This window comes from Cupriavidus sp. GW821-FHT07C08 (genome assembly GCF_059419025.1).
Window position 1 is genome coordinate 109,620 of the sequence record NZ_JBWKQZ010000016.1, and the last position, 25,269, is coordinate 134,888.

Sequence of the window (25,269 nt, forward strand, 5' to 3'; positions counted from 1 at the left end):
GGGGATGGGCGAACAACCCGGAATTATAGGGGATGCGGGGAGGGTCCCGCTTGATCCGCCCCCAGGGGCTCGGCGACCGCGCAGGGCCGTCGCCGCGGCATCGCGGGCGGCCGCCGTGCTGGCGACCGGCGATGCCGGATCAATGTCGGTGGTGGTGCCCTTGCGGTGCGGCCGCGGGGGCCAGGCCCAGCAGGCCGTCCACCCCGTACAGGCTGGCCAGTTGCGACAGCTGTGGTGGCACGCCGCGTAGCGACAGCGCCTGGCTGCGCGCGGCGGCGGCGCGGTTCCATGCCAGCAGCACGGCGACCGCGGAGGAATCCACCTGCGCCAGGCCGGTGCAGTCGACCTGCACCTCGCCCTGCGCCACACGAGCCAGCCCGTCACGCAGCACGGCGGCGGCGTTCTGGTTGGTCAGCGAGGTACCTAGCGAGAGCATGGATGCGTGGCCTGGGGATCGGAAGCTTGAATACGGTGGCAAAAACGACGACTCCCGCACATCGGGCGGGAGTCTGTGCCGCGAACGGCCATTGTAGAGCAGATCGGCGCGCCGTGCTGCATTGCAGCGGCGCACCGTTGGGCACGCGCCTCAGCTCTTGGCGCTGGCCAGCTGGCGGTTGCGGTCCTGCAGCGTCTTGATCACGCCCTCGACGCCTTGCTGGCCGACGATGGTGTTGAAGCTGCCCTTGTAGGCTTCGGTCAGCCAGGCGCCCAGCACGTTGATGTCATAGACCTTCCAGCCCTGGGCGGTCTTTTCCAGGCGGTAGTCCATCTGAATCGGCTCGCCCTTGTTGACGACCTGGGTACGGATGGTGGCATCGGTATCGTCAGCCGTGCCGCGGTACGGGCGGTACTGCACGGTCTGGTCGCGGATCTGGGCAATGGCGCCGGCATAGGTGCGGATCAGCAGGGTCTTGAACTCCTCGGTGATCTGCTTCTGCTGCTCGGGCGTGGCCTTGGACCAGTTGCGGCCCATGGCGATCTGCGTGGTCTTCTGGAAGTTGGCGTTGGGGATGATCTTCTGCTCGACCAGCGCGGTGATCTTGGCGATATTGCCAGCCTGCATGTCCTTGTCGGCCTTGACGGTCGCCATCACGTCACTGACCACGGCCTTGACCAGCCCGTCCGGGGTCGCTGCGTCCTGGGCCGCCACCTGGGCGTGCGCCGTGCCTGCGAAGGCAACTACCGTAAGGAAGGGGACCAACAGTCGCTTTATCATGGATTTTCCTTCTTTATCAAAGACGTTTTTCGCCGAGGGCGAACTGGCCGGGCGCCATGGCTGGCGCGCGGCCTTGCGGTGATTGGAACATAAGCGCGGAGTGGTGGTTGCCCCCACAAGCGCCTTTGCCGCTACTTATAAACAAATTGTTTCAGCCCTCACAGGGCATTCACAGCCTGGCGCGGGCCCTGGAGCCGCCCGCGCCACGCCGGGTCAGCGGATACGGACACCCGGCACGATCCGCTGCATCGGATCCATGGGCGGTATCGGCAGGCTCTGGCTCTCAGGCTGCAGGTCGCCCGAGGGCGGCTGCGCCGGCGTGGCGGCCGGGGCCGAGGCGTCGGCCGGCTGCGCAGCGGGCGCCGGTGCTGCAGGCTGCGCCGGCGTAGCAGGCGTAGCGGGCGTGGCGGGCTTTTCACCTTCGGTCGCGGCAGGGGCTTCAGGGCGCGCCGCCGGGATCTCCGGGGCGCTGTCTGCATCCTCGTCGCCTTCAGGCGGGTTGCCGTCGTAGATCAGGTACTGGCGCCGCTGCAGGTAGGAATCGCGCATGAACGAGTACTTGTCCAGCGCCGCCTGCTCCAGCAGGTTGCTCGCGCCCAGCAGCTGCGCCCGGCCGGCGACGATGCGCACGCCGGTCAGCGAATTGCGCAGCGATACCGGATAGAAATAGGCCGACGGATCGAAACTGCGGTCCACCAGCATGCCGCCGGTGTCGCGCACCGTGCTGGGCCCGAACAGCGGCAGCACCAGGTACGGCCCGGGCGGCACGCCCCACACGCCCAGCGTCTGGCCGAAGTCTTCCTTGTACTTGGGCAGGCCGGCCGGGGTGGCGATGTCGATCAGGCCGCCGATCCCCAGCACGGTGTTCATGGCCACGCGCATGGTGTCTTCGGCGGCGCGGGCCGGCTTGCCCTGCAGCAGGTTGTTCGCCGCCGAGTAGACATCGCTCACGTTGGAGAAGAAGTTCTCCACCGCGCGCTGCACCGGCGTGGGCATGTAGTCGGCATAGACCTGGGCCACCGGGCGCAGGATGCCCTTGTCAAAGTCCTCGTTGATCTTCGCGACTTCGCGATTGAACGGCTCCAGCGGATCTTTCGGATTGGCGGTGGGGCCCGTGGCGCAACCGGCAAGCACGGCCGCGGCAGCCACCGCGGCCAGGCCCTTGCAGAAGGATGGGGCAACGCTCATTTGAGGGCCCCTGCCGGCGCCGGGGCGCTGGCACCGGCGGACGCACCGCCGCCGGCATCTGCCGCCTTGTTGTACAGGAACTGGCCGATCAGGTTTTCCAGCACCACCGCCGACTGCGTCATGGTGATGCGTCCGCCTTCGGCCAGCATGGCGGTGTCGCCGCCGGCTTCCAGGCCGATGTACTGCTCGCCGAGCAGTCCGGATGTCAGGATCTTGGCCGAGGTGTCCTTGGGAAACTGGTAGCGCTTCTCCAGGCTCATCTCGACGGTGGCCTGGTAGGTCTTGTCGTCGAAGCGGATCGCCGCCACGCGGCCGACCACCACGCCCGCGCTCTTGACCGGCGCGCGCGGCTTGAGCCCGCCGATATTGTCAAAGCGCGCCTGCACGCTATAGCTGTCCTGGAAGGAAAAGGCGCTCATGTTCCCCGCCTTGAGGGCCAGGAACAGCACGGCGACGAAGCCCGCCGCGACGAACAGCCCCACCCAGAAATCGAGTGCATTCTTTTTCATTGGAATCTCTTTCTTCAACCCCGTAGTGTTCTTGTCGCTGTCTTGTCGTTGGTATGGCCGCGTCAGTTGCTGAACATCAGCGCGGTCAGCAGGAAATCCAGCCCCAGCACGGCCAGCGACGCTATCACCACGGTACGGGTGGTCGCGCGCGCGACGCCTTCCGGCGTGGGCTTGGCCTCGAAGCCCTGGTACAGGGCAATAAACGTCACGGCAATGCCAAAGATAAAGCTCTTGATCACGCCATTGAGCACGTCGGCGCGCACATCGACACCGCCCTGCATCTGCGACCAGAAGGCGCCGGCGTCAACGCCGATCAACTGCACGCCCACCACGTAGCCGCCCAGGATACCGACCGCGCTGAAGATCGCCGCCAGCACCGGCATGGCGATCACGCCGGCCCAGAAGCGCGGCGCGATCACGCGCTGCAGCGGATTCACCGCCATCATTTCCATGGCCGTCAGCTGCTCGCCCGCCTTCATCAGGCCGATCTCGGCAGTCAGCGAGGTGCCGGCGCGGCCGGCGAACAACAGCGCGGTCACCACCGGGCCCAGTTCGCGCACCAGCGACAACGCCACCAGCAGCCCGAGTGCCTGCTCGGACCCGTAGCGGTTCAGCGTGTAGTAGCCCTGCAGGCCAAGCACGAAGCCCACGAACAGGCCCGACACCGCGATGATCACCAGCGACAGGTTGCCGACAAAGAAGACCTGGTCGGTCACCAGCCGGAAGCGGCGCAGCAGCGCCGGCGACAGGCCCAGCAGGGTCAGGAACATGCGCGTGGCGCGGCCCAGCCCCGACAGGCTGCGGCGCACGGCCGCGCCGATGGTGGTAAAGAAGTCCGTCACCGCGCACCTCCGGCGAAATCCTCGGCCAGCGAAGGTCCGGCGTAGTGGAACGGCACCGGGCCGTCGGCCTCGGCATGGACGAACTGGTGCACGAACGGGTCGGTGGAGGCGCGCAGCGCCTCTGGCTCGCCCTGCGCGACGATGCGGCCGTCGGCAATGAAATAGACGTAGTCGGCGATCTGGAAGGTCTCGTGCACGTCGTGCGAGACGATGATCGTGGTGGCGCCCAGCGCGTCGTTCAGGCTGCGGATCAGCCGCGCGGTCAGCCCGAGCGAGATCGGGTCCAGCCCGGCGAAGGGCTCGTCATACATCAGCAGCGCCGGATCCAGCGCGATCGCGCGAGCCAGCGCCACGCGCCGCGCCATGCCGCCCGAGATCTGCGACGGCAGCAGGTCGCGCGCGCCGCGCAGGCCGACCGCGTTGAGCTTCATCAGCACGAGGTCGCGGATCATCGAGTCGGGCAGGTCGGTGTGCTCGCGCAGCGGGAACGCCACATTGTCGAACACAGACAGGTCGGTAAACAGCGCGCCGAACTGGAACAGCATGCCCATCTGGCGGCGCACCGCGTACAGGCCGCGGGTATCCAGCGTGTGGATATCGGTGCCGGCAAAGCTGACCGTGCCCGCCTGCGGGCGGACCTGGCCGCCGATCAGCCGCAGCACCGTCGTCTTGCCGCAACCCGAGCCGCCCATCACCGCAATCACCTTGCCGCGCGGGAAATGCATGGTCAGGCCGGACAGGATCGGCTTGCCGTGGTTCGCATAGGCGAAGTCCACCGCAGTCAGTTCGACGAGGTTTTGAGGAGAATCGGTCACGTTGGCACCGGTCAGGACAGGCGCGCATTATAAGGTGTACTACCTAGCCCTGCTGGCGCCCGTGTGCCCCGCGCCACATGCCCCTCTCTCAGACTTGCCCTAGCCTCCCAAACCGGTCCACCCCTTTGCTGCTCAAGGCTCCTGTGTCGGCGCAACGTCCTTCAGGATCACCTGCCATTGGATCGATTCCGAGCGGATCGCGGTGGCGAATGCCTCCGGCGAGTCGCGCAGCGGCGTGACCCCCGCTGCCTGCAGGCGCGAACGCACCTCGCGCTCGGACATGACGGCGTCGAGCTCGACCGCCAGCCTGGCGACGATCGCGCGCGGCGTCTTGGCTGGCGCCATCACGCCAAACCAGGCGGCCGCGGCATAGCCTTCCAGCCCCGATTCCTGCAGGGTCGGCACCAGCGGCGCCAGCGGCGAGCGGGCCACGCCCGTCACCCCGACCAGGCGCAACCCGCCGCTCCTGACCTGGCCCTGGACCGCGGCAAACGAACAGAAACAGGCACTGATGCGGCCGGCCAGCATCTCCTGGACCACGGCGGCTTCGCCCTTGGCGGTGACCAGCGGCACGCCGCTGCGGATGCCGCGCACGGCGTACTCGGCGTACAGGTGGGAGGGGCTGCCCGGTTGGCCGTAGCCATAGCTGTAGGAGCCGGGATTCGACTTCACCGCGGTCATCCATTGCTCGGGCGTGCGCATGGGCAGCCTGGCATCGATCACCAGGAACAGCGGCGTGGTGGCTACGCGCGCCACCGGCGTGAAATCGCGCACGACGTCGTACGGCACCGGCTCCAGTCCGGGCTGGATCAGCATGTTGGCTTGGTGCAACAACAGGGTGTGGCCATCGGAGCTGGCCTTGGCGACCACGTCGCCGGCAATGGTGCCGGCGGCGCCGGGCCGGTTGTCGACCTCCACCGGCACGCCCAGCCGGGCGGAAAGACGCTCGGCCAACATGCGCGCCACCGCATCGGCAACGCCGCCGGCCGGGAACGGCACGATCAGGCGCATCGGGCGGTCGGGGAACGACATGCTGCGGGTGAGCTGCTGGGTCCCGGCATGCGCCGGCATGGCTGGCACCGCCAGCGCCAGCGTGGCACACCCCAGGGCATACAGGCACAGGAAAGGCTGGAGCCAGCGCCGGACAGGGCCCATTGGGGGGCGCGGCGCCAACTTTGCTTTACCTCGCCAAAGCCGCGACAACTTGCGCACTTCGGGCATCAATTTCCTCCGGCCGGTCTCCTGAGGAGGCGGCAAGCTGGTTCTGGGGAAAAAGGATTTGCGAGGCAGTTTTCCGTTAGTTGTTTTTGAAAATTGTAAGGACATTACCCAGGCCACCACAGACACGTAAACCATAGCCGGGAGAACCCTGAAGGCCGCGCCAGGCCTTGCCAAACGCGCCATGGCGGCCAGGGCGCACGGACCTCGCCGGCTATAATCGGCCGATGACGATTGACACCCTGCGGCCCATGGTCACCACCGACCTGCCGGCCGTGCTGGCGGTGCAAGCCAGCTGCTATACCGAAGTCCTGCTGGAGAGCCAGGCCGCGCTGGCAAGCCGGCTGGCGCTGTCCCCCGCCACCTGCTGGGTCGCGGACGATCCCGGGCATCCCGGCGCGCTCGCCGCCTACCTCTTTACCCACGCCTGGCCCGAAGCCACCCTGCCGCCGCTGGACGGCGTGCTCGACGATGGCTGGCGCCATGGCGCCGGGCCGGATGCCCTCACCTGGTTCGTGCACGACATGGCGGTGGCTCCCGCCGGACGCGGCGCCGGCCTGGCGCCGCGCCTGTACGCGGCGGCACTGGCAGCCGCGCGCGCGGCGGGGCTGCGGCATTCGCGGCTGATCGCGGTGCAGTCGGCCGCGCCGTGGTGGCGCAGGCTCGGGTACGCCCCGGTGGCGGCGCACGCGGCCGCCGCCCATGCGGCCAAGCTGGCCAGCTACGGCGCCAATGCGATGCTGATGGAGCGCACGCTGGCCGACTGAGCGCTCCATCAGCACACTGGCGCCAGGACGACAAAAAGCCCGCCGGCTTGCGCCAGGCGGGCTTTTTGTTCTTGCCGGGGTGAATCAGCGCGGCAGTTCAGTGTGGCCCATCAGGAAGGCATCGACCGAACGCGCAGCCTGGCGGCCTTCGCGGATCGCCCACACGACCAGCGACTGGCCACGGCGCACATCGCCGGCGGCGAACACCTTGGGCACGTTGGTGTGGTAGGCACGCTCGCCCTCGGTCGAGGCCTTGGCGTTCTTGCGCGCATCGGTATCCACGCCGAACGCTTCCAGCATCGAGCCCACCGGGTTGGTGAAGCCCATCGCCAGCAGCACCAGGTCGGCCGGCAGGATGAACTCGCTGCCTTCGACTTCCTGCATGCGACCATCCTTCCATTCGACGCGGCAGGCCTTCAGAGCGGTGACCTTGCCGTTCTCGCCGATGAATTCCTTGGTCGCGACCGACCAGTCGCGCTCGCAGCCTTCATCGTGCGACGACGAGGTGCGCAGCTTGATCGGCCAGTACGGCCACACCAGCGGCTTGTCCTCTTCTTCCGGCGGCTGCGGCAGCAGTTCAAACTGCGTCACCGAGGTGGCGCCATGGCGGTTGGACGTACCCACGCAGTCGGAGCCGGTATCGCCGCCACCGATCACGATCACGTTCTTGCCTTCGGCGCGGATCTCGTTTTCGCCGTCGCCGGCCACTTCCTTGTTCTGCGGGATCAGGAATTCCAGCGCGAAGTGGATGCCGGCCAGGTCGCGGCCCGGCACCGGCAGGTCGCGCGGCACTTCCGAGCCGCCCGCCAGCACCACGGCGTCGAACTGGTCCATCAGGGCCTGGGCCGAGATGGTTTCACGGGCGTAGTTCTTGATGCCGGCCGGCAGTTCGCCGTCGGTCACCATCACGCCGGCGCGGAAGGTCACGCCTTCGGCCTGCATCTGCTCGATGCGGCGGTCGATCAGCGTCTTCTCCATCTTGAAGTCGGGGATGCCGTAGCGCAGCAGGCCACCGATGCGGTCGTTCTTCTCGAACACGGTCACGTCATGGCCGGCGCGTGCCAATTGCTGCGCGACAGCCAAGCCGGCGGGGCCGGAGCCGACCACGGCCACGGTCTTGCCGGTCTTGTGGCGCGGCAGCTGCGGCCTGACCCAGCCCTCTTCCCAGGCCTTGTCGATGATGGCGTGCTCGATCGACTTGATGCCCACCGGCAGTTCATTGATACCCAGCGTGCAGGCGGCCTCGCACGGTGCGGGGCAGATGCGGCCGGTGAACTCGGGGAAGTTGTTGGTCTGGTGCAGCACCTCGATCGCCGACTTCCAGTCCTGGCGGTACACCAGGTCGTTGAAGTCGGGAATGATGTTGTTGACCGGGCAGCCGTTGTTGCAGAACGGGATGCCGCAGTCCATGCAGCGCGCACCCTGGATCTTCGCTTCGCTGTCGGACAGCGCGAACACGAATTCCTTGTAGTGCTTCACGCGCTTGACTACCGCTTCGTAGCCTTCGTTCTGGCGCGGAAATTCGAGAAAGCCAGTCGCCTTACCCATGTTGCGTCCTTGGTCATGCTGCGCGGGACCGGCGGCGTCGCCGGCCCTGCGGTGGGGTCAGAATCTTGTCAGGGCCGCGGCGGCTGCCGCGGCCCCTCTGCGTCGTTGCGTTGCGCTCGCTCAGGCCGCGATGGCTTCGCGGTCGCTGTCGCGGGCGGCCTGTTCCTTGGCGTACATCTCGCCCAGCGCGCGCTTGTACTCGGTCGGGAAGACCTTGACGAACTTGCGGCGTGCCGTGGTCCAGTCAGCCAGCAGCGCCTTGGCGCGCTCGGAACCGGTGTAGCGGAAATGCTGCTCGATCAGGTTGCGCAGGATGACTTCATCCAGCACGCGCTTGCCGTCGACCTTGTGCCACGAAGCCTGGGGCTGGCCCTTCTCCTGGTCGGCCGAGCCCAGCACCGCTTCCAGCGCCACCATCGAGGTGTTGCAGCGCTTGTCGAACAGGCCGTCCTCGTCATAGACGTAGGCCACGCCGCCCGACATGCCGGCCGCGAAGTTGCGCCCGGTGCCGCCCAGCACCACCACCGTGCCGCCGGTCATGTACTCGCAACCGTGGTCGCCGGTGCCTTCCACCACGGCAACCGCGCCGGAGTTGCGCACCGCGAAGCGCTCGCCGGCCACGCCATTGAAGAACGCTTCACCGGCGATGGCACCGTACAGCACGGTGTTGCCGACGATGATGTTGCGGGTCGGGTCGCCGCGGAACTCGTGCGGGGCGCGCACGATCACGCGGCCGCCCGACAGGCCCTTGCCGACGTAGTCGTTGCCGTCGCCCACCAGGTCCAGCGTGATGCCATGCGCCAGGAACGCGCCGAACGACTGGCCGGCGGTGCCTTGCAGCTGGATGTGGATGGTGTCGTCAGGCAGGCCTTCGTGGCCGTGCTGCTTGGCGACCACACCGGACAGCATCGCGCCGACGGTACGGTTGACGTTCTTGACCGGCTGGATGAACGAGACGCGCTCGCCCTTCTCGATCGCCGGACGCGCCTTGGCGATCAGCACGTGGTCCAGCGCCTTGCCGGCTTCCGCCGACAGGCCGTGGTCCTGCACGTCGGTGTGGTACAGCGGCACGTCCGCGCCCAGCGACACCTGGTGGAAGATGCGGCTGAAGTCCAGGCCGCGTGCCTTCCAGTGCTCGATGCCCGGCTTGGTGTCGAGCAGGTCGGCGCGGCCGATCAGCTCGTCGAACTTGCGGATGCCCAGCTGGGCCATGATCTCGCGGGCCTCTTCTGCAACGAAGAAGAAGAAGTTGACCACGTGTTCCGGCTTGCCCTGGAACTTCTTGCGCAGCTGCGGATCCTGCGTGGCCACGCCCACCGGGCAGGTGTTCAGGTGGCACTTGCGCATCATGATGCAGCCTTCGGCAACCAGCGGCGCGGTGGCGAAGCCGAATTCATCAGCGCCCAGCAGCGCGCCGATAACGACGTCGCGGCCGGTCTTCATCTGGCCGTCGGCCTGCACGCGGATGCGGTTGCGCAGGCCGTTGAGCAGCAGGGTCTGCTGCGTTTCGGCCAGGCCCAGCTCCCACGGCGTACCGGCGTGCTTGATCGACGACCACGGCGAGGCGCCGGTGCCGCCGTCATGGCCGGCGATGACCACGTGGTCGGCCTTGGCCTTGGACACGCCCGCGGCCACGGTGCCGACGCCCACTTCGGACACCAGCTTGACCGAGATATCCGACGACGGGTTGACGTTCTTCAGGTCGTGGATCAGCTGTGCCAGATCCTCGATCGAGTAGATGTCATGGTGCGGGGGCGGCGAGATCAGGCCCACTCCCGGCACCGAGTAACGCAGCTTGCCGATGTAGTCCGAGACCTTGTGGCCGGGCAGCTGGCCGCCTTCGCCGGGCTTGGCGCCCTGCGCCATCTTGATCTGGATCTGGTCGGCCGAAGCCAGGTATTCGGCGGTCACGCCGAAACGGCCCGACGCCACCTGCTTGATCTTGGAGCGAAGCGAATCGCCGTCGCGCAGTTCCAGGTCGTTCTCGATCACGCCGTCGCCCAGCAGGCCCTTGAGGGTATCGCCCTGCTTGATGGGGATGCCGCGCAGCTCGTTGCGGTAGCGCTTCTCGTCCTCGCCGCCTTCGCCGGTGTTCGACTTGCCGCCGATGCGGTTCATCGCCAGCGCCAGCGTGGTGTGGGCTTCGGTCGAGATCGAGCCGAGCGACATCGCACCCGTGGCGAAGCGCTTGACGATCTCCTTGGCCGATTCCACTTCTTCCAGCGGAATCGCCTTGGCCGGATCGACCTTGAACTCGAACAGACCGCGCAGCGTCATGTGGCGCTTGCTCTGGTCGTTGATGATGTTGGCGTATTCCTTGTACGTCTGGTAGGCGCCCTTGCCGTCGTCGGCGCGCACCGAGTGCTGCAGCTTGGCGACCGAGTCCGGGGTCCACATATGCTCTTCGCCGCGGATGCGGAAGGCGTATTCGCCGCCGGCGTCCAGCATGCTTTCCAGCACCGGGTTGTCGCCAAAGGCGTCGCGGTGCAGGCGCAGGGCTTCCTCGGCCACCTCGAAGATGCCAATGCCCTCGACGTTCGACGGGGTGCCATGGAAGTACTTCTGCACCAGCTCGCGCGACAGGCCGATGGCTTCGAAGATCTGAGCGCCGGTGTACGACATGTACGTGGAGATGCCCATCTTGGACATCACCTTGAACAGGCCCTTGCCGATCGCCTTGACGAAGTTCTTGACGGCCTTCTCGGGCGACAGGTCGCCGGACAGGCCCTGGGCCATTTCGGCCAGCGTTTCCATCGCCAGGTACGGATGCACGGCTTCGGCGCCATAGCCGGCCAGCAGCGCGAAGTGGTGCACTTCACGGGCGGTACCGGTTTCGACCACCAGGCCGGTGGACGTGCGCAGGCCCTTCTCCACCAGGTGGTGGTGGATGGCGGACGTGGCCAGCAGCGCGGGAATCGCGACATGCTCGGCATCTACGCGGCGGTCCGACACGATCAGGATGTTGAAGCCCGAACGCACCGCATCCACGGCTTCGGCGCACAGCGAGGCCAGGCGGGCTTCGATGCCTTCCTTGCCCCAGGCCTTCGGGTAGCAGATGTTCAGCTCGTATGAACGGAACTTGCCGCCGGTGTAGTGCTCGATGTTGCGGATCTTGGCGATGTCCTTGAAGTCCAGCACCGGCTGGGACACTTCGAGGCGCATCGGCGGGTTGATGTTGTTCAGCTCCAGCAGGTTCGGCTTCGGCCCGATGAACGACACCAGCGACATCACCATGTTCTCGCGGATCGGGTCGATCGGCGGGTTGGTGACCTGGGCGAACAGCTGCTTGAAGTAGTGGTACAGCGTCTTGTTCTTGGACGACAGCACCGCCAGCGGGCTGTCATTGCCCATCGAGCCTGTGGCTTCCTCGCCGGCCAGCGCCATCGGCGCCATCAGGAACTTGACGTCTTCCTGGGTGTAGCCGAAGGCCTGCTGGCGGTCCAGCAGTTTGGCCACCGGCTTCTTCTCGGCGGCAACGTCTTCCGGCTTGGCGTCGAGTTCGTCGAGCTTGATGCGCACGGCGTCGATCCAGCTCTTGTACGGCTTGGCGTTGGCCAGGTTGTCCTTGAGTTCCTTGTCGTCGATGATGCGGCCCTGTTCCATGTCGATCAGGAACATCTTGCCCGGCTGCAGGCGCCACTTCTCAACGATGCGCGACTCCGGGAACGGCAGCACGCCGGCTTCCGAGGCCAGCACCACGATGTCGTCCTCGGTCACGTAGAAACGTGCCGGGCGCAGGCCGTTGCGGTCCAGCGTGGCGCCGATCTGGCGGCCATCGGTGAAGCAGATCGCGGCCGGGCCGTCCCACGGCTCCATCATGGCGGCGTGGTACTCGTAGAAGGCGCGACGGTTGTCGTCCATCAGCGTGTGCTGTTCCCAGGCTTCCGGGATCATCATCATCATCGCGTGGACGAGCGGGTAGCCGGCCATCGTCAGCAGTTCGAGGCAGTTGTCGAACGATGCGGTGTCGGACTGGCCCGGGTAGATCAGCGGCCACAGCTTGGGCAGGTCGTCGCCCAGCACCGGCGACGAGATCGCGCCGGTACGTGCGTTGATCCAGTTGACGTTGCCCTTGACCGTGTTGATTTCGCCGTTGTGGGCGACCATGCGGTACGGGTGGGCCAGTTCCCAGGCCGGGAAGGTGTTGGTCGAGAAGCGCTGGTGCACCAGGGCCAGGGCCGAGACGGCGCGCTGGTCCAGCAGGTCCAGGTAGTACTCGCCGACCTGGTTGGCCAGCAGCAGGCCCTTGTACACCACGGTACGGGCCGACATCGACGGCACGAAGTATTCCTTGCCGTGCTTGAGCTTGAGCGCCTGGATGGCGTGGCTGGCGGTCTTGCGGATAACGTAGAGCTTACGTTCCAGCGCGTCCGTGGTCATGATGTCGCGGCCGCGCCCGATGAAGATCTGGCGGATCACCGGCTCGGTGGTGCGCACCGTCGGCGACATCGGCATCTTGGCGTCGACCGGCACGTCGCGCCAGCCCAGCACGACCTGGCCTTCCAGGCGGACCGTGCGCTCCAGTTCCTGCTCGCAGGCCAGTCGCGAGGCGTGTTCCTTCGGCAGGAAGATCATGCCCACGCCGTATTCGCCGGCGGGCGGCAGGCTCACGCCCTGCGCGGCCATTTCCTCGCGGTAGAACTGGTCCGGGATCTGGATCAGGATACCGGCACCGTCGCCCATCAGCGCATCGGCGCCGACCGCACCCCGGTGGTCCAGGTTCTCCAGGATCTTCAGGCCCTGCGAGATGATCTCGTGGGACTTCTTGCCCTTGATGTGCGCGACCATGCCGACGCCGCAGGCGTCATGCTCGTTGCTGGGATCGTACATGCCCTGCGCTTGCGGGCGCAGGTCAATGGCGTGGGAAGACTCGCTGGTCTGCGCTTGTGCCTGAGCTTGGGCCGAAAGATTTTTCGTTTGGTCCACGGGCTGAATTCCGGTGAAGGCTGCGCGAACTGGCTGGGCGTACCGGAACGGGGACCGCGCGCTTTCTCGTTTTCTTTATTCCTCCACCCAAACCGGAAACCGGCGGGACGGAAAATGGGGACGAAGCTGTCAGCGGGCCGCAGCGGCGTACACGAGCGTGACGCGCCGCACAATGACTGTGGGTGGAGCAACTATATGGGAATCGCGTTCGTCTCGCAAAATTTTTAAATGGGGTCAGATCACATTAAGTTACGCACCATTTCCGTGATCCATTTAAATAGGGACACATTAATTTTGCGGCGATTCTGACACACTCGTTGATGCGGTTTGCACCTTTTTGGGGCGTCCTTTCGGCAACGGCTGCACGCGCCGCGTTGCATGCCGCTCCAGTTGGGCCAGGAACGCTTCGTCGCCAAGCGGCCAGCCACTGTGGGCATGGCCGCGCAGTGCCTCCAGGGTTTTGCCCGACAGGCCCTCGGCGGTCAGCATCCGGTAGTTCGACTGCCGCTCGAACGGCGTATTGCCCAGCTCCCAGTACGCGGAGTGGTCGCTCACAAACGGGCTGGCCTCGATGCCGGCGTGATGGTGGTAACTGCTCCAGCGATCGGCCTCGGGGGTGGTCACCTCGCCCGCGCGCAGCGCGTTACCCTCGACATAGAGCATCGCCGGCAGCATCCACCGGGCGGGGTCGAACACCGCGGAACGGAAGCGCCCTTCCCACAGCGTGCCGGTGCGGCTGGCCACCCGGTTGAAGTAGCGCGCATAGCGCCGCCCCACCGCCTGCATGGTCAGGCTCAGCGAGTCTGCCTCCTTGGGCGTGGCCACCAGGTGCACGTGGTTGGGCCGCAGCGCGTAGGCGTGGATGGCAAGGTCATGCTCGCGCGCGGCCATGCGCAGGCAGTCGAGGTAGTGCAGGTAGTCGTCCGGCCCCAGGAACACGGGCTGGCGGTTGTTGCCGCGCTGCAACACCAGGGCGGGAAGACCGGCGGGGGAAAAGCGGGGAAGGCGTGCCATGACAGGTCATGCGAGCATTGATGCCTGCATGATAGCCTGATCCGTCCCCACTTATGCCGCAGGCTGGCGCGCCGATCGGAGGGCCAGCCGGAACGCGGCTGTCAGTTGCCTTCGCTGACCGCGAAGATGCGGCGGTGCTCGCGGATCGCGTAGCGGTCGGTCATGCCCGCGATGTAGTGGGCAATCAGCCGCGACTGGTCGCCCCCATGGCTGGCCTGATACTGCGGCGGCAGCAGGCGCGGGTCGGACATGAAGGCCTGGAACAGGTCGCCGACAATGCGCTGCGCCTTGGCCGACATGCGCATCACCAGATAGTGCCGGTACAGGTGCCGGAACAGGAAGCGCTTGAGTTCGGCCGCTTCTTCATGCATCTGCGGGCTGAAGCCGACCAGCGGGCCGGCGGCGCGCACCGCGTCGATATTGCGCGGGTTGGCCGCGGCGATATTGCGGCTGGTGGTCTCGATCAGGTCGACGATCAGCGTATTGATCATGCGCCGGACCGTCTCGTTGATGGCGCGCCGGCCGTTGACGCTGGGGAAGACAGCGGCCACCTCGGCGCGGTGGCGGGCCCACATCGGCACCTCGTCCAGCTGCTCCAGCGTCAGCAGCCCCGAGCGCAGGCCGTCGTCGATATCGTGGTTGTTGTAGGCGATCTCGTCGGCCAGGTTGGCCAGCTGCGCCTCCAGCGACGGCTGCGTGCCCTCCAGGAAGCGCCGGCCCAGCTCGCCCAGCGCCGAGGCATTGACCCGCGAGCAATGCTTGAGGATGCCCTCGCGCGTCTCGAAGGTCAGGTTCAGCCCGTTGAAGCCGCCGTAGCGCTCTTCCAGCTCGTCCACCACCAGCAGGCTCTGCAGGTTGTGCTCGAAGCCGCCATGGTTCTTCATGCAGGTATTGAGCGCATCCTGCCCGGCGTGGCCGAAGGGGGTGTGCCCCAGGTCGTGCGCCAGCGAGATCGCCTCGACCAGGTCTTCATTGAGGCGCAGGTTGCGCGCGATCGAGCGGGCGATCTGCGCCACCTCCAGGCTGTGGGTCAGCCGGGTGCGGAACAGGTCCCCTTCATGGTTGACGAAGACCTGGGTCTTGTATTCGAGCCGCCGGAACGCCGTGCTGTGGATGACCCGGTCGCGGTCGCGCTGGAATTCGCTGCGCGACAGCGATGCGGGTTCGGCATGCACCCGCCCGCGCGTCTGCGCGGAGCGGGCGGCGTAAGGGGCGAGATGGCTTTCAAAGTCGGTCATGCGGCGCGTCCGGTGGCTGGGGCGGGGTGGCGAGGCATAACCGATCGGTCAGGCGACCGGGGCCTCGGTGGGAGGTTTGAGCACGGCGTGCGCGAGCGTGGCGCGCAGGTCAGCGTCCGGCACGGTGGTGATGAACGCTTCGCCGAGCTGCTTCAGCAGGATGAACTTGATGCTGCCCGCTTCGGCCTTCTTGTCGACCTTCATCAGTTCGATATAGCGGTCGGCACCGAGTTCCGGCGCCACCACGGGCAGGTTGGCGGCCCGCGTCAGCTCGCGGATGCGGGCGCGGGTTTCAGTGTCGATAAAGCCCAGCCGGTGCGACAGGTCGGCGGCCATCACCATGCCGCAGCCGACCGCCTCGCCGTGCAGCCAGGCGCCGTAGCCCATGCCGGCCTCGATCGCATGGCCGAAGGTGTGGCCGAAATTGAGGATGGCGCGCAGGCCGCCCTCGCGCTCGTCCTGGGCCACCACGCCGGCCTTGATCTCGCAGGAGCGCTGCACGGCGAGCGCCATCAGGTCCGGGTCGCAGGCATTCAGCGGCTTGATGTTGCGCTCGATCCAGCCGAAGTACTCGGCATCGGCGATAGCGCCGTGCTTGATCACCTCGGCCATGCCAGCGGCCAGCTCGCGCGCGGGCAGCGTGCGCAGCGTGTCGATGTCGGCAATCACCGCGTTGGGCTGGTGGAACGCGCCGATCATGTTCTTGCCCAGCGGATGGTTGATGCCGGTCTTGCCGCCCACCGACGAATCCACCTGCGCCAGCAGCGTGGTCGGCATCTGGATAAAGGGCACGCCGCGCATGTAGCAGGCCGCGGCAAACCCGGTCATGTCGCCCACCACACCGCCGCCCAGCGCGACCAGCGTGGTCTTGCGGTCGGCGCCGGCCTGCAGCAGCGCGTCGAAGATCCGGTTCAGCGTTTCCCAGTGCTTGAAGGCTTCGCCGTCGGGCAGCGTGACGGTGCGCACGGTCTTGCCGAGCGCGGCCAGCGCAGCCTCGACGCGCGCCGCATAGAGCGGGCCGACGGTTTCGTTGGTGACGATGACGGCGTGCTGGCCGCGCACATGCGGGCGCAGCAGTTCGGCGTTGTCCAGCAGGCCGGTACCGATATGGATGGGGTAGCTGCGCTCGCCCAGGTCGACTTCAAGCGTAATCATGGATTGGGGTCCTGCGCCGGCGGCTCCGACGCTCCCGGCGGCGCGGAGGCCGGCTGCGGGGGATCGATCGGGAAACCGGCCATTTCAAGTTGCATCAACACCATATTAGCAAGCTGCGCCACCGAGGGCTTGCCGGTTTCGATGATGAAGTCGGCAACCTCGCGGTAGAGCGGGTCGCGCTCGGCATAGAGCGCCTCGAGCTTGCCCTTGGGGTCCTCGGTCTGCAGCAGCGGGCGGTTGCGGTCGTGGCGGGTGCGCAGCCACAGGTCGTGCGGGCTGGCGCGCAGGTACACGACCGTGCCGCGGGCCTTCAGCACCTCGCGGTTCTCGGCGCGCAGCACGGCGCCGCCGCCGGTGGCCAGCACGATGCCCTGGCGCGCGGCCAGCTCGCGGATCATTGCGGCCTCGCGGTCGCGGAAGCCGGCTTCGCCCTCGACTTCGAAGATCACCGGGATGCGCACACCGCAGTGCGCTTCCAGTTCATGGTCGGAATCGAAAAACGGATAGTGCAGGCGCCGCGCCACCGTGCGGCCCACGGTGGTCTTGCCGGCGCCCATCAGGCCGACGAAAAAGAGGTTGGGTCGATCGGATTCCGGTCGCTCGGAGTCGGATCGATCGGCGTCGCGCCGATCCTGGGCCTGGCGCTGTGCCGCCGGGCCTGTCGCTGAGGCTGTCACTGGACTGTCGTTCGGGAGCGTGGCATGCGGGCCGTCCTCCCCGGTTGGGAACTGCATCATCTTCTTATGTTGTGGCGCGGCCGGCAAGTGGCGAATGCGGCATGGCCCACATGGCCGGCCCGTCCCGGGGCCGCCTCCGGGCCTCCCGCGGCGCGCAAAAAAAGGCCGCATCCCTCGATGCGGCCTGCCAGTCTACTGTATCCGGCGCCTCCGGACGCCATGTCCCTACCTGAGCGACACGCTCTCGTTCAGGATGCGCGGGGTCAGGAACACCAGCAGCTCGGTGCGGTTGCGCACCTTGGCGTTGCTCTTGAACAGGTTGCCCAGCACCGGGATGTCGCCCAGCAGCGGCACCTTGTCGGTGTCGTTGGACTCGGTCTGGGTGTAGATGCCGCCGATCACCACCGTGCCGCCGTTCTCCACCAGCACCTGGGTCTGCACGTGCTTGGTGTCGATGGCAAAGCCCGAGGTGGTCTGGATGCCCACGCTGTCCTTGTTCACGTCCACATCGAGCAGCACATTGCCTTCGGGCGTGATCTGCGGCGTCACTTCCAGCTTCAGGTTGGCCTTGCGGAACTGCACCGAGGTCGCGCCACTGGAGGTCGCCGCCTGGTACGGCAGCTCGGTACCCTGCTCGATCAGCGCCTTGATGTTGTTGGCCGTGACCACGCGCGGGCTGGAGATGATCTTGCCCTTGCCGTCCGCTTCCAGTGCCGACAGCTCCAGCGCCAGGAAACGCGTGGCGGCGCTGTTGAACAGGCTCACCGCGATATTGGCCGGATTGGCGCCGTTGATGGCGCCTGCCGGCAGGCTCAGGAACGGGCCGTTGTCCGAGGTCGAGCCCGGCAGCACGTTGTTGTAGGTGTTGCCGACCTTGGCGTTGTTGTACTGCCCGGCAAAGCCCAGCTTCACGCCCAGGTTGCGGCTGAAGGTATCGGTGGCCTCGACGATGCGCGCCTCGATGATCACCTGGCGCACCGGGATGTCGATCTTGCCGATGAAGTTCTGCACCTCTTCCAGCTTGGTGGCGATATCCGAGACGAAGAGCTGGTTGGTGCGCGCATCGGCCGTCAGCGAACCGCGCTTGGACAGCATGCGCGTGCTGGCGCCCGCCGCCCCTGCCACGCCAATGGGCGCCGCCGCAGCTGCACCGCCGCCCGCCCCCAGGCCCAGCAGCATCTTGCGCACGTCTTCGGCACGCTGGTAGTTGAGCTGGAACACCTGGCTGCGGATCGGCTCCAGGTCACTGATCTGCTGCTGCGACTCCAGCTCCAGCTTCTCCTTGGTCTGCAGCTCCGCCTTGGGCGCCACCCACAGCACATTGCCGTTGCGGCGCGAGGCCAGGCCCTTGGCATCCATCACGATCTGCAGCGCCTGGTCCCACGGCACGTCCTTCAGGCGCAACGTGATGTTGCCCTGCACGCTTTCGCTAGTGATGATGTTCAGGTTGGTGAAATCGGCGAACACCTGCAGCAGCGAGCGGATGTCGATGTTCTGGAAGTTCAGCGACAAGCGCTCGCCGCGGTAGCCCGGGCCACTGATCAGCTTGGTCGGGTCTTCCTTGACCGGGCGCACCTCGACCACGAACTGGGTATCGGTCTGGTACGAGCTGTATTCCCAGTTGCCGCGCGGCTCGATCGTCAGGCGCGCGTTGCCGTTGGCGTCCGAGGCATGCATGCCCTGCACCGGCGTGCCGAAGTCGCTGACGTCGAAGCGACGCCGCAGGTTGTCAGGCAGCGTGGTACCGAGGAAATCGACCACGACGTTCTTGCCCTGCTGCGCGATATTGATGCCCGAATCGCGCGAGGACAGGTCCACCACCACGCGCCCGGCGCCATCGGCACCGCGGCGGAAGTCGACATTGCGCACCGACGGCCGCGCCGCAGCGGCTGCAGGCGTCGCCGTCGCCGCCGGCGCAAACGTGGGCGCGGCGTTCTTGAGCGCCGGCGCCACGTTATCCAGCGCCACCACGAAGTAGTTGCCGCGCTGGTCGGTGCGATAGGTGGCGTTGCGCGTGAGGTCGAGGATCACGCGGGTACGGTCGCCGATCTGCACCACGTTGGCGGACTTGACCAGCTTGCCGCCGTAGTCGTACTGCGCGCGCCGGTTGGCAAAGCCGGTATCGAAGAAATCGATCGCGAGCCGTGCCGGGTTCTGCGTGGTGAAATCCGCCGGCTTCTGCGCCAGCGGCCGTTCGAGCTCGATCGTGAACACGGTCTGCTCCCCGACCATGCTGACGTCAACCGCCTTGATCCGGTTGCTCTGTGCCAGAGCGGCCGGCGCGGCAATCACCAGCAACAGCGCCAGCGCCATCGTTGTCTTTGCGGCGCCCGCAAGCGCACGGTACCAGCGCGTAAGGGTCATGCCGCCACCTCCAGCTTCAGGCTGGTCATTTTCTCTTTCCACTCTGATACCCCCTCCCGGACCAATTCGCGCAGCACGATCTCCTGATCGGTGATGCGGACCACCCGGCCATAGCTCTGGCCGAGATACTGACCCACCTTGACATGGTGGATCTTGTTATCAACCCGCACGATGCCGAAGGTCTCCCCGTGCTTCATCATCATCCCGAGCATCTTGAAGTTCTCGAGCGGGTAGTCCTCCAGCGGCTCGCGGCGCCGCCCGGCTTCGGGCGAATCCGCCAGCGTCTTGTTCAGCTCGCCGATCTTGGCCTGCGCGAACGGCTCGGGCGCCTTGGCTGCGGCGTACTCGCGCGGCACATAGGGCCGGGCGTCGGGCAGCGGCTCGGGCGGCTTGGCGCGCGCGCTGCGGGTGGCATCCATCCACTGGCGCAAGGCGTCTTCATCGCTGGCGCCGCAGGCGCCCAGCAGGCCGACGGCCAGCGCCGCCGCCGCGAACGTGCGTGGCGCCGTGGTCCAGGCGAGGCTGCGGGTACGCGCGGTGCGGCTCATTTGGCACCTCCTGCCTTGGCTGCCGCAGCGGCTGCCGCGGCCTTGCGCTGCGCGGCCTGCTCGTCCGGGTCGAGCGCGCGGTAGGCCATCGCCACCGCCTCCATCGACATCCCGCCATCCTTGGTATTGGCCAGCTGCAGGTTCTGCATCGACACGATCCGCGACAGTGCCGCCACGTCGGCATTGAACTGCGCCACCTCGTGGTAGCGCCCGGTCACGCGCAGGTTCACCGGGATCTCGGCGAAGTAGGGCTTGATCACCGCCCCCTGCGGCTTGAACAGCTCGAACTGCAGCCCGCGCGCGACGCCGGCGTGGTTGACGTCGGCCAGCAGTGCATCCATCTCGGCCTTGTTGGGCAGCTGCCGCTCAAGCAGCGCCACGCGCTGCTCCACCTGCTTCTTCTGCTCGCGCAGCGCGTCCAGGTTGGCCACCTGCGCCACCTTGGACTGGTACGCCTGCTTCAGGCTTTCCTGTTCCTGGCGCTGGCGGTCGAGTTCGTCGAACCTGGCGCTCCAGTAGAACTGCCAGCCCAGCAGCAGCACCACGGCCGCGGCCAGCACCGCGAACAGCACGCGCGGCGCGGCCGGCCACGTCTCCGGTTCGCTCAGGTTGAGCCCGCGGAACTGGCCGGTCAGGTCGGCCAGGTTGATTTCAGTATTGAGCGCCATGGTCAGGCCTTTCCGGCTGCGGGTGCGGGAACTGGGGCGGCTGCGGGTGCGGAGGCGCCCGGCACGGCCTTCTTGCCGTCGGCCGCCGCTTCCGGCGCGCGATACGTGAAGCGCATTGAGAACTCGAACAACCGGCGCTGCTCGCGCAGGTTGTTGGTCATGGTGACGGCCTTGGATTCGACCAGCTCGGCCTTGTCCAGCCAGGCCACCCCGCTCAGGTTGCGCAGCAGCTCGGAAATGCGCTCGTTGGACTGCGCCACGCCCGCGATGGTGAAGGCCTCGCCGGTCTGCTTCAGGCTGGTCAGGTAGACGCCTTCTGGCACCTGCCGCACCAGTTCCTCAAGCAGCTGAACCGGGCGGTTGCGCTCGGTCTGCAGGCTTTCAACGGCCTTCTGGCGCTGCAGCAGCGCGTCGATGTCCTTCTTCAGGCTGTTGACCTCGCGGATCTGCCCGTCCAGCTTGGCGTTCTCAGCGCTCAATACCTGGTTGAGCGCGACCACCGAAGCGATGCGCCCGTCGATATAGTAGCCACCCAGCAGCACCACGGCAGCGCCAGCCACTGCGGCGCCGGCCAGCATCGTATAGACCTTCTTGCGGCGTGCTGCCTTGCGGGCTTCGTGGTAAGGCAGCAGGTTGACCGAAGGCAGTGTGTTCGTAGACATCTGATGCCTCCGGTGCGTTATTGCAGGCCGCGCAGGGCCAGGCCGGCACTGACGATATACGCCGGCAGGTCGCGCTGCAGGTAGCGCTCGTTGACCTTGGCGTTGGTCGCCATGTTGGCGAACGGGTTCGCCAGCGTGGTGGTGATCTTGGTCTGGTGCTGGATCGCCGATTGCACGCCGAGCAGCGACGCATGCCCGCCCGAGAGCAGGATCTCGTCGACCCGGCCCAGGCTGGAACTGGCGATGAAGTTGCCGACCGCGGACTGCACTTCCATCGCCAGTGCATCCAGCGACGGCTTGAGCAACTGCGCGCGCCAGGCTTCAGGCAGCGTGTTCTTGCGTTTCTTGATCTCGGCCTTGAGCGCGTCGAGGGTGAACATGCGCGCCGCACTCTGCGTGAGCTGGTCGCCGTAGCTGTTCAGCGGCTGCTCATAGAGTTCTTTCCAGCCCTGGTAGAAGATCGCCTTGGAACGGCTGCCGCCCAGGTGGATCACCGCCACCACCGGCAGCGCGCGCGCATCGGCCTCGGGCATCTCGTGCGGCACGCCCAGCATCTGCACGATCGAGCGCTGCACCGCGTATTCCTCGACATCCATGACCTGGGGCTTGAGCCCGGCCATCTCGGCCGCGGTCACGCGCTCCTGCACGCGGTCGCTGTTGGCCGCCGTGACGCGCACGCCGATACCGCCCTCGGTCTCGCTGGGACCGATCACGGCGAAGTCGAAGTTGACCGCCTGCGACGGCGGATAAAGCCGGTGCGCCTCGGATTCGACCTGGGAATACAGCTCGTCTTCGGACAGGTTGTCCGGCAGGCTGACAGTCTGTGACTCCGTCAGCATGGACGGCACGCCCAGCACCACGTCCTTCGAACGGATGCCGGCCTTGCCCAGCGCGCGTCTGAGCGCGATCCCGACGGCCTCGATATTGATGACGTTGCCATCGGCAACGGCGTTGCGGTCCAGCAGTTCGCTGGCGCATTTTTCCAGCCGGTAATCTTGCCTGCTGCCCCCTACGGACAGCTCGACTACCTTGACACTGGACGACCCGATATCCACACCGACCGTAGTCCGGCGTAGAAGCCCCGACAAAATGCCCCGACGCAAGGTGACCCCCTGACTTTTGAACTCGCCCCTGGCTTGAACGCTCTAATCGGGCGAGCCTTGTTTCTTGAATGAAACGTTTGCTCTTTTATGTTGGTCGATTCTCACAAAATCCAGCATCGGTGGCAATGTGCCGAACTGGCGCCGAGTTCTTTTTGAGAAGCCCCTCGCCAATCCGTTGCCAAAACCCCACGGTCGTCGGGTTCCCTTCCGTGCGCGCTTGTGCGCCCGCCCGTGCGCCTTTAGCTGCATGCAACGTCGCCGTGCATGCCAGCATTCGCCACATTACATCTTGTAACAGCGCGATAGCGGCGCCCGCACCACTGTACGCCCGGACGGGCCTATGCCGGAAGATATAATCCCGGGCACCCCTGACTAGGTATTTCCCTTATGGCCACCGCACAACACAAGTCCCACCCTGCCCGCCGCTCAATCTGGGCGCGGCTCATGTTCGGGGCGGTCGGACTGGTTGTCGCCGGAGCCGTCGTGATCGCGCTGCTGCTTGGCTACGCGCTGCTGGTGGCTGCGCCCAACCTGCCATCGCTGGACACCATCACCGACTACCGGCCCAAGATCCCGCTTCGCATCTACACCGCGGACAATGTGCTGATCGGCGAATTCGGCGAAGAGCGGCGCAACTTCGTGCCCATCGCCGAGATTCCGGACGTGATGAAAAAGGCGGTCCTGGCGATCGAGGACGACCGCTTCTACGAGCACGGCGGCGTCGACTTCGTCGGGGTGCTGCGCGCCGGGCTGGCCAACCTGCGCGGCGGGCTGTCGCAGGGCGCCTCCACCATCACCATGCAGGTGGCGCGCAACTTCTTCCTGTCCAGCGAGAAGACCTACACGCGCAAGATCTACGAGATGCTGCTGGCGTACAAGATCGAGGCCAACCTGAGCAAGGACCAGATCCTCGAGCTGTACATGAACCAGATCTACCTGGGCCAGCGCGCCTATGGCTTCGACAGCGCCGCGCGCGTGTACTTCGGCAAGTCGGTGCGCGACGTGACCCCGGCCGAGGCCGCCATGCTGGCCGGCCTGCCCAAGGCGCCGTCGGCGTACAACCCGGTGGTCAACCCGCGCCGCGCCAAGGTGCGCCAGGAGTACATCCTGCAGCGCATGCGCGACCTGGGCTATATCACGCCCGACCAGTACGAGCAGGCGCTGCATGCCGAGCTGAAGGTGCGCACCGAGGGCAACGAGTTCTCCACCCACGCCGAGTACGTCGCCGAGATCGTGCGCCAGCTGATGTACGCGCAGTACCGCGAAGAAACCTACACGCGCGGCCTGACGGTCTACACCACGCTGACCAAGCCGGACCAGGACGCCGCCTATGAGTCGGTGCGCTCCGGCATCATGAACTACGAGCGCAAGCACGGCTACCGCGGCCCCGAGGCCTTTATCGACCTGCCTTCCGACCCGGCCGAGCGCGAGCAGGCCATCGACGATGCGCTGGTCGAGCACCCCGGCAGCGGCGACCTGCGCTCGGCCGTGGTCACCAGCGTGTCGGCCAGGCAGGTGAAGGCGACGCTGCTGTCCGGCGAAGTGGCAACCATCGAAGGCCCGGCGCTGCGCTTTATCTCGCCGTCGCTGTCGTCCAACGCGCAACCCAAGATGAAGATGCGCCCCGGCGCGGTCATCCGCGTGACCCAGGACGAGAAACGCGACTGGTCGGTGACCCAGCTGCCGGAAGTGGCCGCGGCGTTCGTGTCGATCAACCCGCAGGACGGCGAGATCCGTTCGATGGTGGGCGGCTTCGACTTCAACCGCAACAAGTTCAACCACGTGACCCAGGCCTGGCGCCAGCCGGGTTCCAGCTTCAAGCCGTTCATCTACTCGGCCGCGCTGGAAAAGGGCTTCTCGCCGGCCACGGTGATCAACGACGCACCGCTGACGATCGGGCCCGATACCGGCGGCCAGGTGTGGGAACCGAAGAACTATGACGGCCGCTTCGAGGGCCCGATGACCATGCGCCGCGCGCTGGCCAAGTCCAAGAACCTGGTCTCGGTGCGGATCCTGCGCGCGATCGGCACGCAGTACGCGCAGGACTACATCACGCGCTTCGGCTTCGAGGCCGACAAGCACCCGGCCTACCTGCCGATGGCGCTGGGCTCGGGCGCCGTGACGCCGCTGCAGATGGCGGGCGCGTACTCGGTGTTCGCCAACGGCGGCTACCGCGTCAACCCGTACCTGATCCAGAAGGTGGTGGACGCGCGCGGCAACGTGATCTCCGAAACCCAGCCGCAGCGTGCCGGCAGCGACGCGGTGCGCGTGCTGGACGCACGCACCGCGTTTATCGCCGACACCATGCTGCGCGACGTGGTGCGCATGGGCACCGCCAACCCCGCCAAGCAGCGCCTGGGCCGCAACGACCTGGCGGGCAAGACCGGCACCACCAACGACGCGGTCGATGCCTGGTTCGCCGGCTACACGCCCAACCTGGTGGCGATCGCCTGGATGGGCTACGACCAGCCCAAGAGCCTGGGCGTGCGCGAAACCGGTGGCGGCCTGGCCCTGCCGATCTGGGTGGGCTACATGAGCAAGGCGCTCAAGGGCGTGCCGGAGTCGCCCGAGCGCCCAGCGCCGGAAGGCGTGCTGATGGTGGGCGGCGACTGGACCTTCGAAGAGAACGCCGGCGGCGCCGGGGTGGCTTCGGTGGGCCTGGGCGATCCGTGGCCGGGCAAGGCGGAGGAATCGGCCACCGCGCCGACCGACTCCGAGGCCGAGAAGAAGAAGATCCTGGAGATGTTCGGCGGCGCCTGATCACGGCCGCCAGACAGCAGAAAGCCGGCCACGAGGCCGGCTTTTCTTTTG

Annotated in this window: 20 protein-coding genes; 2 read left to right on the plus strand and 18 right to left on the minus strand. The window is 66.7% G+C overall.

Annotated elements, in window-relative coordinates; all coding sequences use genetic code 11:
• Nucleotides 1–139: 139 nt before the first annotated feature.
• The 7 genes from AC07UK_RS20530 to AC07UK_RS20560 all read right to left on the minus strand — a co-directional run bounded on the left by AC07UK_RS20530 (nucleotide 140) and on the right by AC07UK_RS20560 (nucleotide 5,725).
• Nucleotides 140–478 carry an STAS domain-containing protein gene (locus AC07UK_RS20530; protein ID WP_494687188.1) on the minus strand — a complete coding sequence of 113 codons (339 nt, stop codon included), beginning with the start codon at nucleotides 476–478 and terminating at the stop codon, nucleotides 140–142.
• A gap of 108 nt (nucleotides 479–586) precedes the next feature.
• On the minus strand, nucleotides 587–1,216 hold the full coding sequence (locus AC07UK_RS20535) for an MlaC/ttg2D family ABC transporter substrate-binding protein (protein ID WP_436222825.1): 630 nt from the start codon (nucleotides 1,214–1,216) through the stop codon (nucleotides 587–589).
• A 213-nt stretch (nucleotides 1,217–1,429) separates the two neighbouring features.
• Nucleotides 1,430–2,404 carry an MlaA family lipoprotein gene (locus AC07UK_RS20540; RefSeq protein ID WP_494687187.1) on the minus strand — a complete coding sequence of 325 codons (975 nt, stop codon included), beginning with the start codon at nucleotides 2,402–2,404 and terminating at the stop codon, nucleotides 1,430–1,432.
• Nucleotides 2,401–2,913 (minus strand): outer membrane lipid asymmetry maintenance protein MlaD, encoded by a 513-nt coding sequence (mlaD, locus tag AC07UK_RS20545; protein ID WP_114132215.1) that lies wholly within the window; start codon nucleotides 2,911–2,913, stop codon nucleotides 2,401–2,403. The genes AC07UK_RS20540 and mlaD overlap by 4 nt, the downstream gene beginning before the upstream one ends.
• Nucleotides 2,914–2,975: 62 nt before the next feature.
• Entirely contained in the window at nucleotides 2,976–3,755 is a 780-nt protein-coding gene (gene mlaE, locus AC07UK_RS20550; RefSeq protein ID WP_316151713.1) for a lipid asymmetry maintenance ABC transporter permease subunit MlaE, read from the minus strand.
• Nucleotides 3,752–4,570: an ABC transporter ATP-binding protein gene (locus tag AC07UK_RS20555; protein WP_436222826.1), complete on the minus strand. Its 819-nt coding sequence runs from the start codon at nucleotides 4,568–4,570 to the stop codon at nucleotides 3,752–3,754. The genes mlaE and AC07UK_RS20555 overlap by 4 nt, the downstream gene beginning before the upstream one ends.
• A 132-nt stretch (nucleotides 4,571–4,702) precedes the next feature.
• Nucleotides 4,703–5,725 (minus strand): Bug family tripartite tricarboxylate transporter substrate binding protein, encoded by a 1,023-nt coding sequence (locus AC07UK_RS20560; protein ID WP_436222827.1) that lies wholly within the window; start codon nucleotides 5,723–5,725, stop codon nucleotides 4,703–4,705.
• A 290-nt stretch (nucleotides 5,726–6,015) separates the two neighbouring features.
• Between AC07UK_RS20560 and AC07UK_RS20565 the strand changes: the two genes are divergently transcribed.
• Complete coding sequence (locus AC07UK_RS20565) at nucleotides 6,016–6,555, plus strand: GNAT family N-acetyltransferase (protein WP_436222828.1); 540 nt, start codon at nucleotides 6,016–6,018, stop codon at nucleotides 6,553–6,555.
• Between the two features lie 84 nt (nucleotides 6,556–6,639).
• Here the strand turns inward: AC07UK_RS20565 and AC07UK_RS20570 are convergent, their stop codons facing one another.
• The 11 genes from AC07UK_RS20570 to pilM all read right to left on the minus strand — a co-directional run bounded on the left by AC07UK_RS20570 (nucleotide 6,640) and on the right by pilM (nucleotide 22,443).
• Nucleotides 6,640–8,103: a glutamate synthase subunit beta gene (locus AC07UK_RS20570; RefSeq protein ID WP_436222829.1), complete on the minus strand. Its 1,464-nt coding sequence runs from the start codon at nucleotides 8,101–8,103 to the stop codon at nucleotides 6,640–6,642.
• Between the two features lie 120 nt (nucleotides 8,104–8,223).
• Nucleotides 8,224–13,029: a glutamate synthase-related protein gene (locus AC07UK_RS20575; protein WP_494687186.1), complete on the minus strand. Its 4,806-nt coding sequence runs from the start codon at nucleotides 13,027–13,029 to the stop codon at nucleotides 8,224–8,226.
• A 288-nt stretch (nucleotides 13,030–13,317) separates the two neighbouring features.
• Entirely contained in the window at nucleotides 13,318–14,043 is a 726-nt protein-coding gene (locus tag AC07UK_RS20580; RefSeq protein ID WP_494687185.1) for a transposase, read from the minus strand.
• Between the two features lie 101 nt (nucleotides 14,044–14,144).
• On the minus strand, nucleotides 14,145–15,281 hold the full coding sequence (locus AC07UK_RS20585; RefSeq protein ID WP_494687184.1) for a deoxyguanosinetriphosphate triphosphohydrolase: 1,137 nt from the start codon (nucleotides 15,279–15,281) through the stop codon (nucleotides 14,145–14,147).
• 48 nt (nucleotides 15,282–15,329) lie between these two features.
• Nucleotides 15,330–16,436, minus strand: a complete 1,107-nt coding sequence (gene aroB / locus AC07UK_RS20590; RefSeq protein WP_436222833.1) for a 3-dehydroquinate synthase — start codon at nucleotides 16,434–16,436, stop codon at nucleotides 15,330–15,332.
• On the minus strand, nucleotides 16,433–16,993 hold the full coding sequence (locus AC07UK_RS20595; RefSeq protein ID WP_436223121.1) for a shikimate kinase: 561 nt from the start codon (nucleotides 16,991–16,993) through the stop codon (nucleotides 16,433–16,435). Before AC07UK_RS20595 ends, aroB begins: the two co-directional genes overlap by 4 nt.
• A gap of 345 nt (nucleotides 16,994–17,338) precedes the next feature.
• Complete coding sequence (locus tag AC07UK_RS20600) at nucleotides 17,339–19,477, minus strand: type IV pilus secretin PilQ (RefSeq protein ID WP_494687183.1); 2,139 nt, start codon at nucleotides 19,475–19,477, stop codon at nucleotides 17,339–17,341.
• A complete protein-coding gene (locus AC07UK_RS20605) occupies nucleotides 19,474–20,025 on the minus strand; it encodes a pilus assembly protein PilP (RefSeq protein ID WP_013958223.1) in 552 nt (183 codons plus the stop codon). Before AC07UK_RS20605 ends, AC07UK_RS20600 begins: the two co-directional genes overlap by 4 nt.
• Nucleotides 20,022–20,693, minus strand: a complete 672-nt coding sequence (locus AC07UK_RS20610; protein WP_114132203.1) for a type IV pilus inner membrane component PilO — start codon at nucleotides 20,691–20,693, stop codon at nucleotides 20,022–20,024. The genes AC07UK_RS20605 and AC07UK_RS20610 overlap by 4 nt, the downstream gene beginning before the upstream one ends.
• A gap of 2 nt (nucleotides 20,694–20,695) precedes the next feature.
• Entirely contained in the window at nucleotides 20,696–21,355 is a 660-nt protein-coding gene (locus AC07UK_RS20615; protein ID WP_013958225.1) for a PilN domain-containing protein, read from the minus strand.
• A 17-nt stretch (nucleotides 21,356–21,372) separates the two neighbouring features.
• A complete protein-coding gene (gene pilM / locus AC07UK_RS20620) occupies nucleotides 21,373–22,443 on the minus strand; it encodes a type IV pilus assembly protein PilM (RefSeq protein WP_436223122.1) in 1,071 nt (356 codons plus the stop codon).
• Between the two features lie 402 nt (nucleotides 22,444–22,845).
• On the opposite strand from pilM, the gene AC07UK_RS20625 reads away from it, so the two are divergent.
• Nucleotides 22,846–25,218, plus strand: coding sequence for a penicillin-binding protein 1A (locus AC07UK_RS20625; protein ID WP_436222836.1), 2,373 nt, complete (start codon nucleotides 22,846–22,848; stop codon nucleotides 25,216–25,218).
• Nucleotides 25,219–25,269 lie beyond the last annotated feature (51 nt).

Bases quoted from the DNA above. Each gene is read 5' to 3' on its own strand.
- AC07UK_RS20610 (WP_114132203.1), bottom strand. From the start codon at position 20,693: ATGGCGCTCAATACTGAAATCAACCTGGCCGACCTGACCGGCCAGTTC.
- AC07UK_RS20625 (WP_436222836.1), top strand. From the start codon at position 22,846: ATGGCCACCGCACAACACAAGTCCCACCCTGCCCGCCGCTCAATCTGG.
- AC07UK_RS20535 (WP_436222825.1), bottom strand. From the start codon at position 1,216: ATGATAAAGCGACTGTTGGTCCCCTTCCTTACGGTAGTTGCCTTCGCA.
- AC07UK_RS20565 (WP_436222828.1), top strand. From the start codon at position 6,016: ATGACGATTGACACCCTGCGGCCCATGGTCACCACCGACCTGCCGGCC.
- AC07UK_RS20580 (WP_494687185.1), bottom strand. From the start codon at position 14,043: ATGGCACGCCTTCCCCGCTTTTCCCCCGCCGGTCTTCCCGCCCTGGTG.
- aroB (WP_436222833.1), bottom strand. From the start codon at position 16,436: ATGATTACGCTTGAAGTCGACCTGGGCGAGCGCAGCTACCCCATCCAT.
- AC07UK_RS20585 (WP_494687184.1), bottom strand. From the start codon at position 15,281: ATGACCGACTTTGAAAGCCATCTCGCCCCTTACGCCGCCCGCTCCGCG.
- AC07UK_RS20600 (WP_494687183.1), bottom strand. From the start codon at position 19,477: ATGACCCTTACGCGCTGGTACCGTGCGCTTGCGGGCGCCGCAAAGACA.
- mlaD (WP_114132215.1), bottom strand. From the start codon at position 2,913: ATGAAAAAGAATGCACTCGATTTCTGGGTGGGGCTGTTCGTCGCGGCG.
- AC07UK_RS20560 (WP_436222827.1), bottom strand. From the start codon at position 5,725: ATGGGCCCTGTCCGGCGCTGGCTCCAGCCTTTCCTGTGCCTGTATGCC.
- AC07UK_RS20570 (WP_436222829.1), bottom strand. From the start codon at position 8,103: ATGGGTAAGGCGACTGGCTTTCTCGAATTTCCGCGCCAGAACGAAGGC.
- AC07UK_RS20595 (WP_436223121.1), bottom strand. From the start codon at position 16,993: ATGGGCGCCGGCAAGACCACCGTGGGCCGCACGGTGGCGCGGCGCCTG.
- AC07UK_RS20540 (WP_494687187.1), bottom strand. From the start codon at position 2,404: ATGAGCGTTGCCCCATCCTTCTGCAAGGGCCTGGCCGCGGTGGCTGCC.
- AC07UK_RS20615 (WP_013958225.1), bottom strand. From the start codon at position 21,355: ATGTCTACGAACACACTGCCTTCGGTCAACCTGCTGCCTTACCACGAA.
- AC07UK_RS20605 (WP_013958223.1), bottom strand. From the start codon at position 20,025: ATGAGCCGCACCGCGCGTACCCGCAGCCTCGCCTGGACCACGGCGCCA.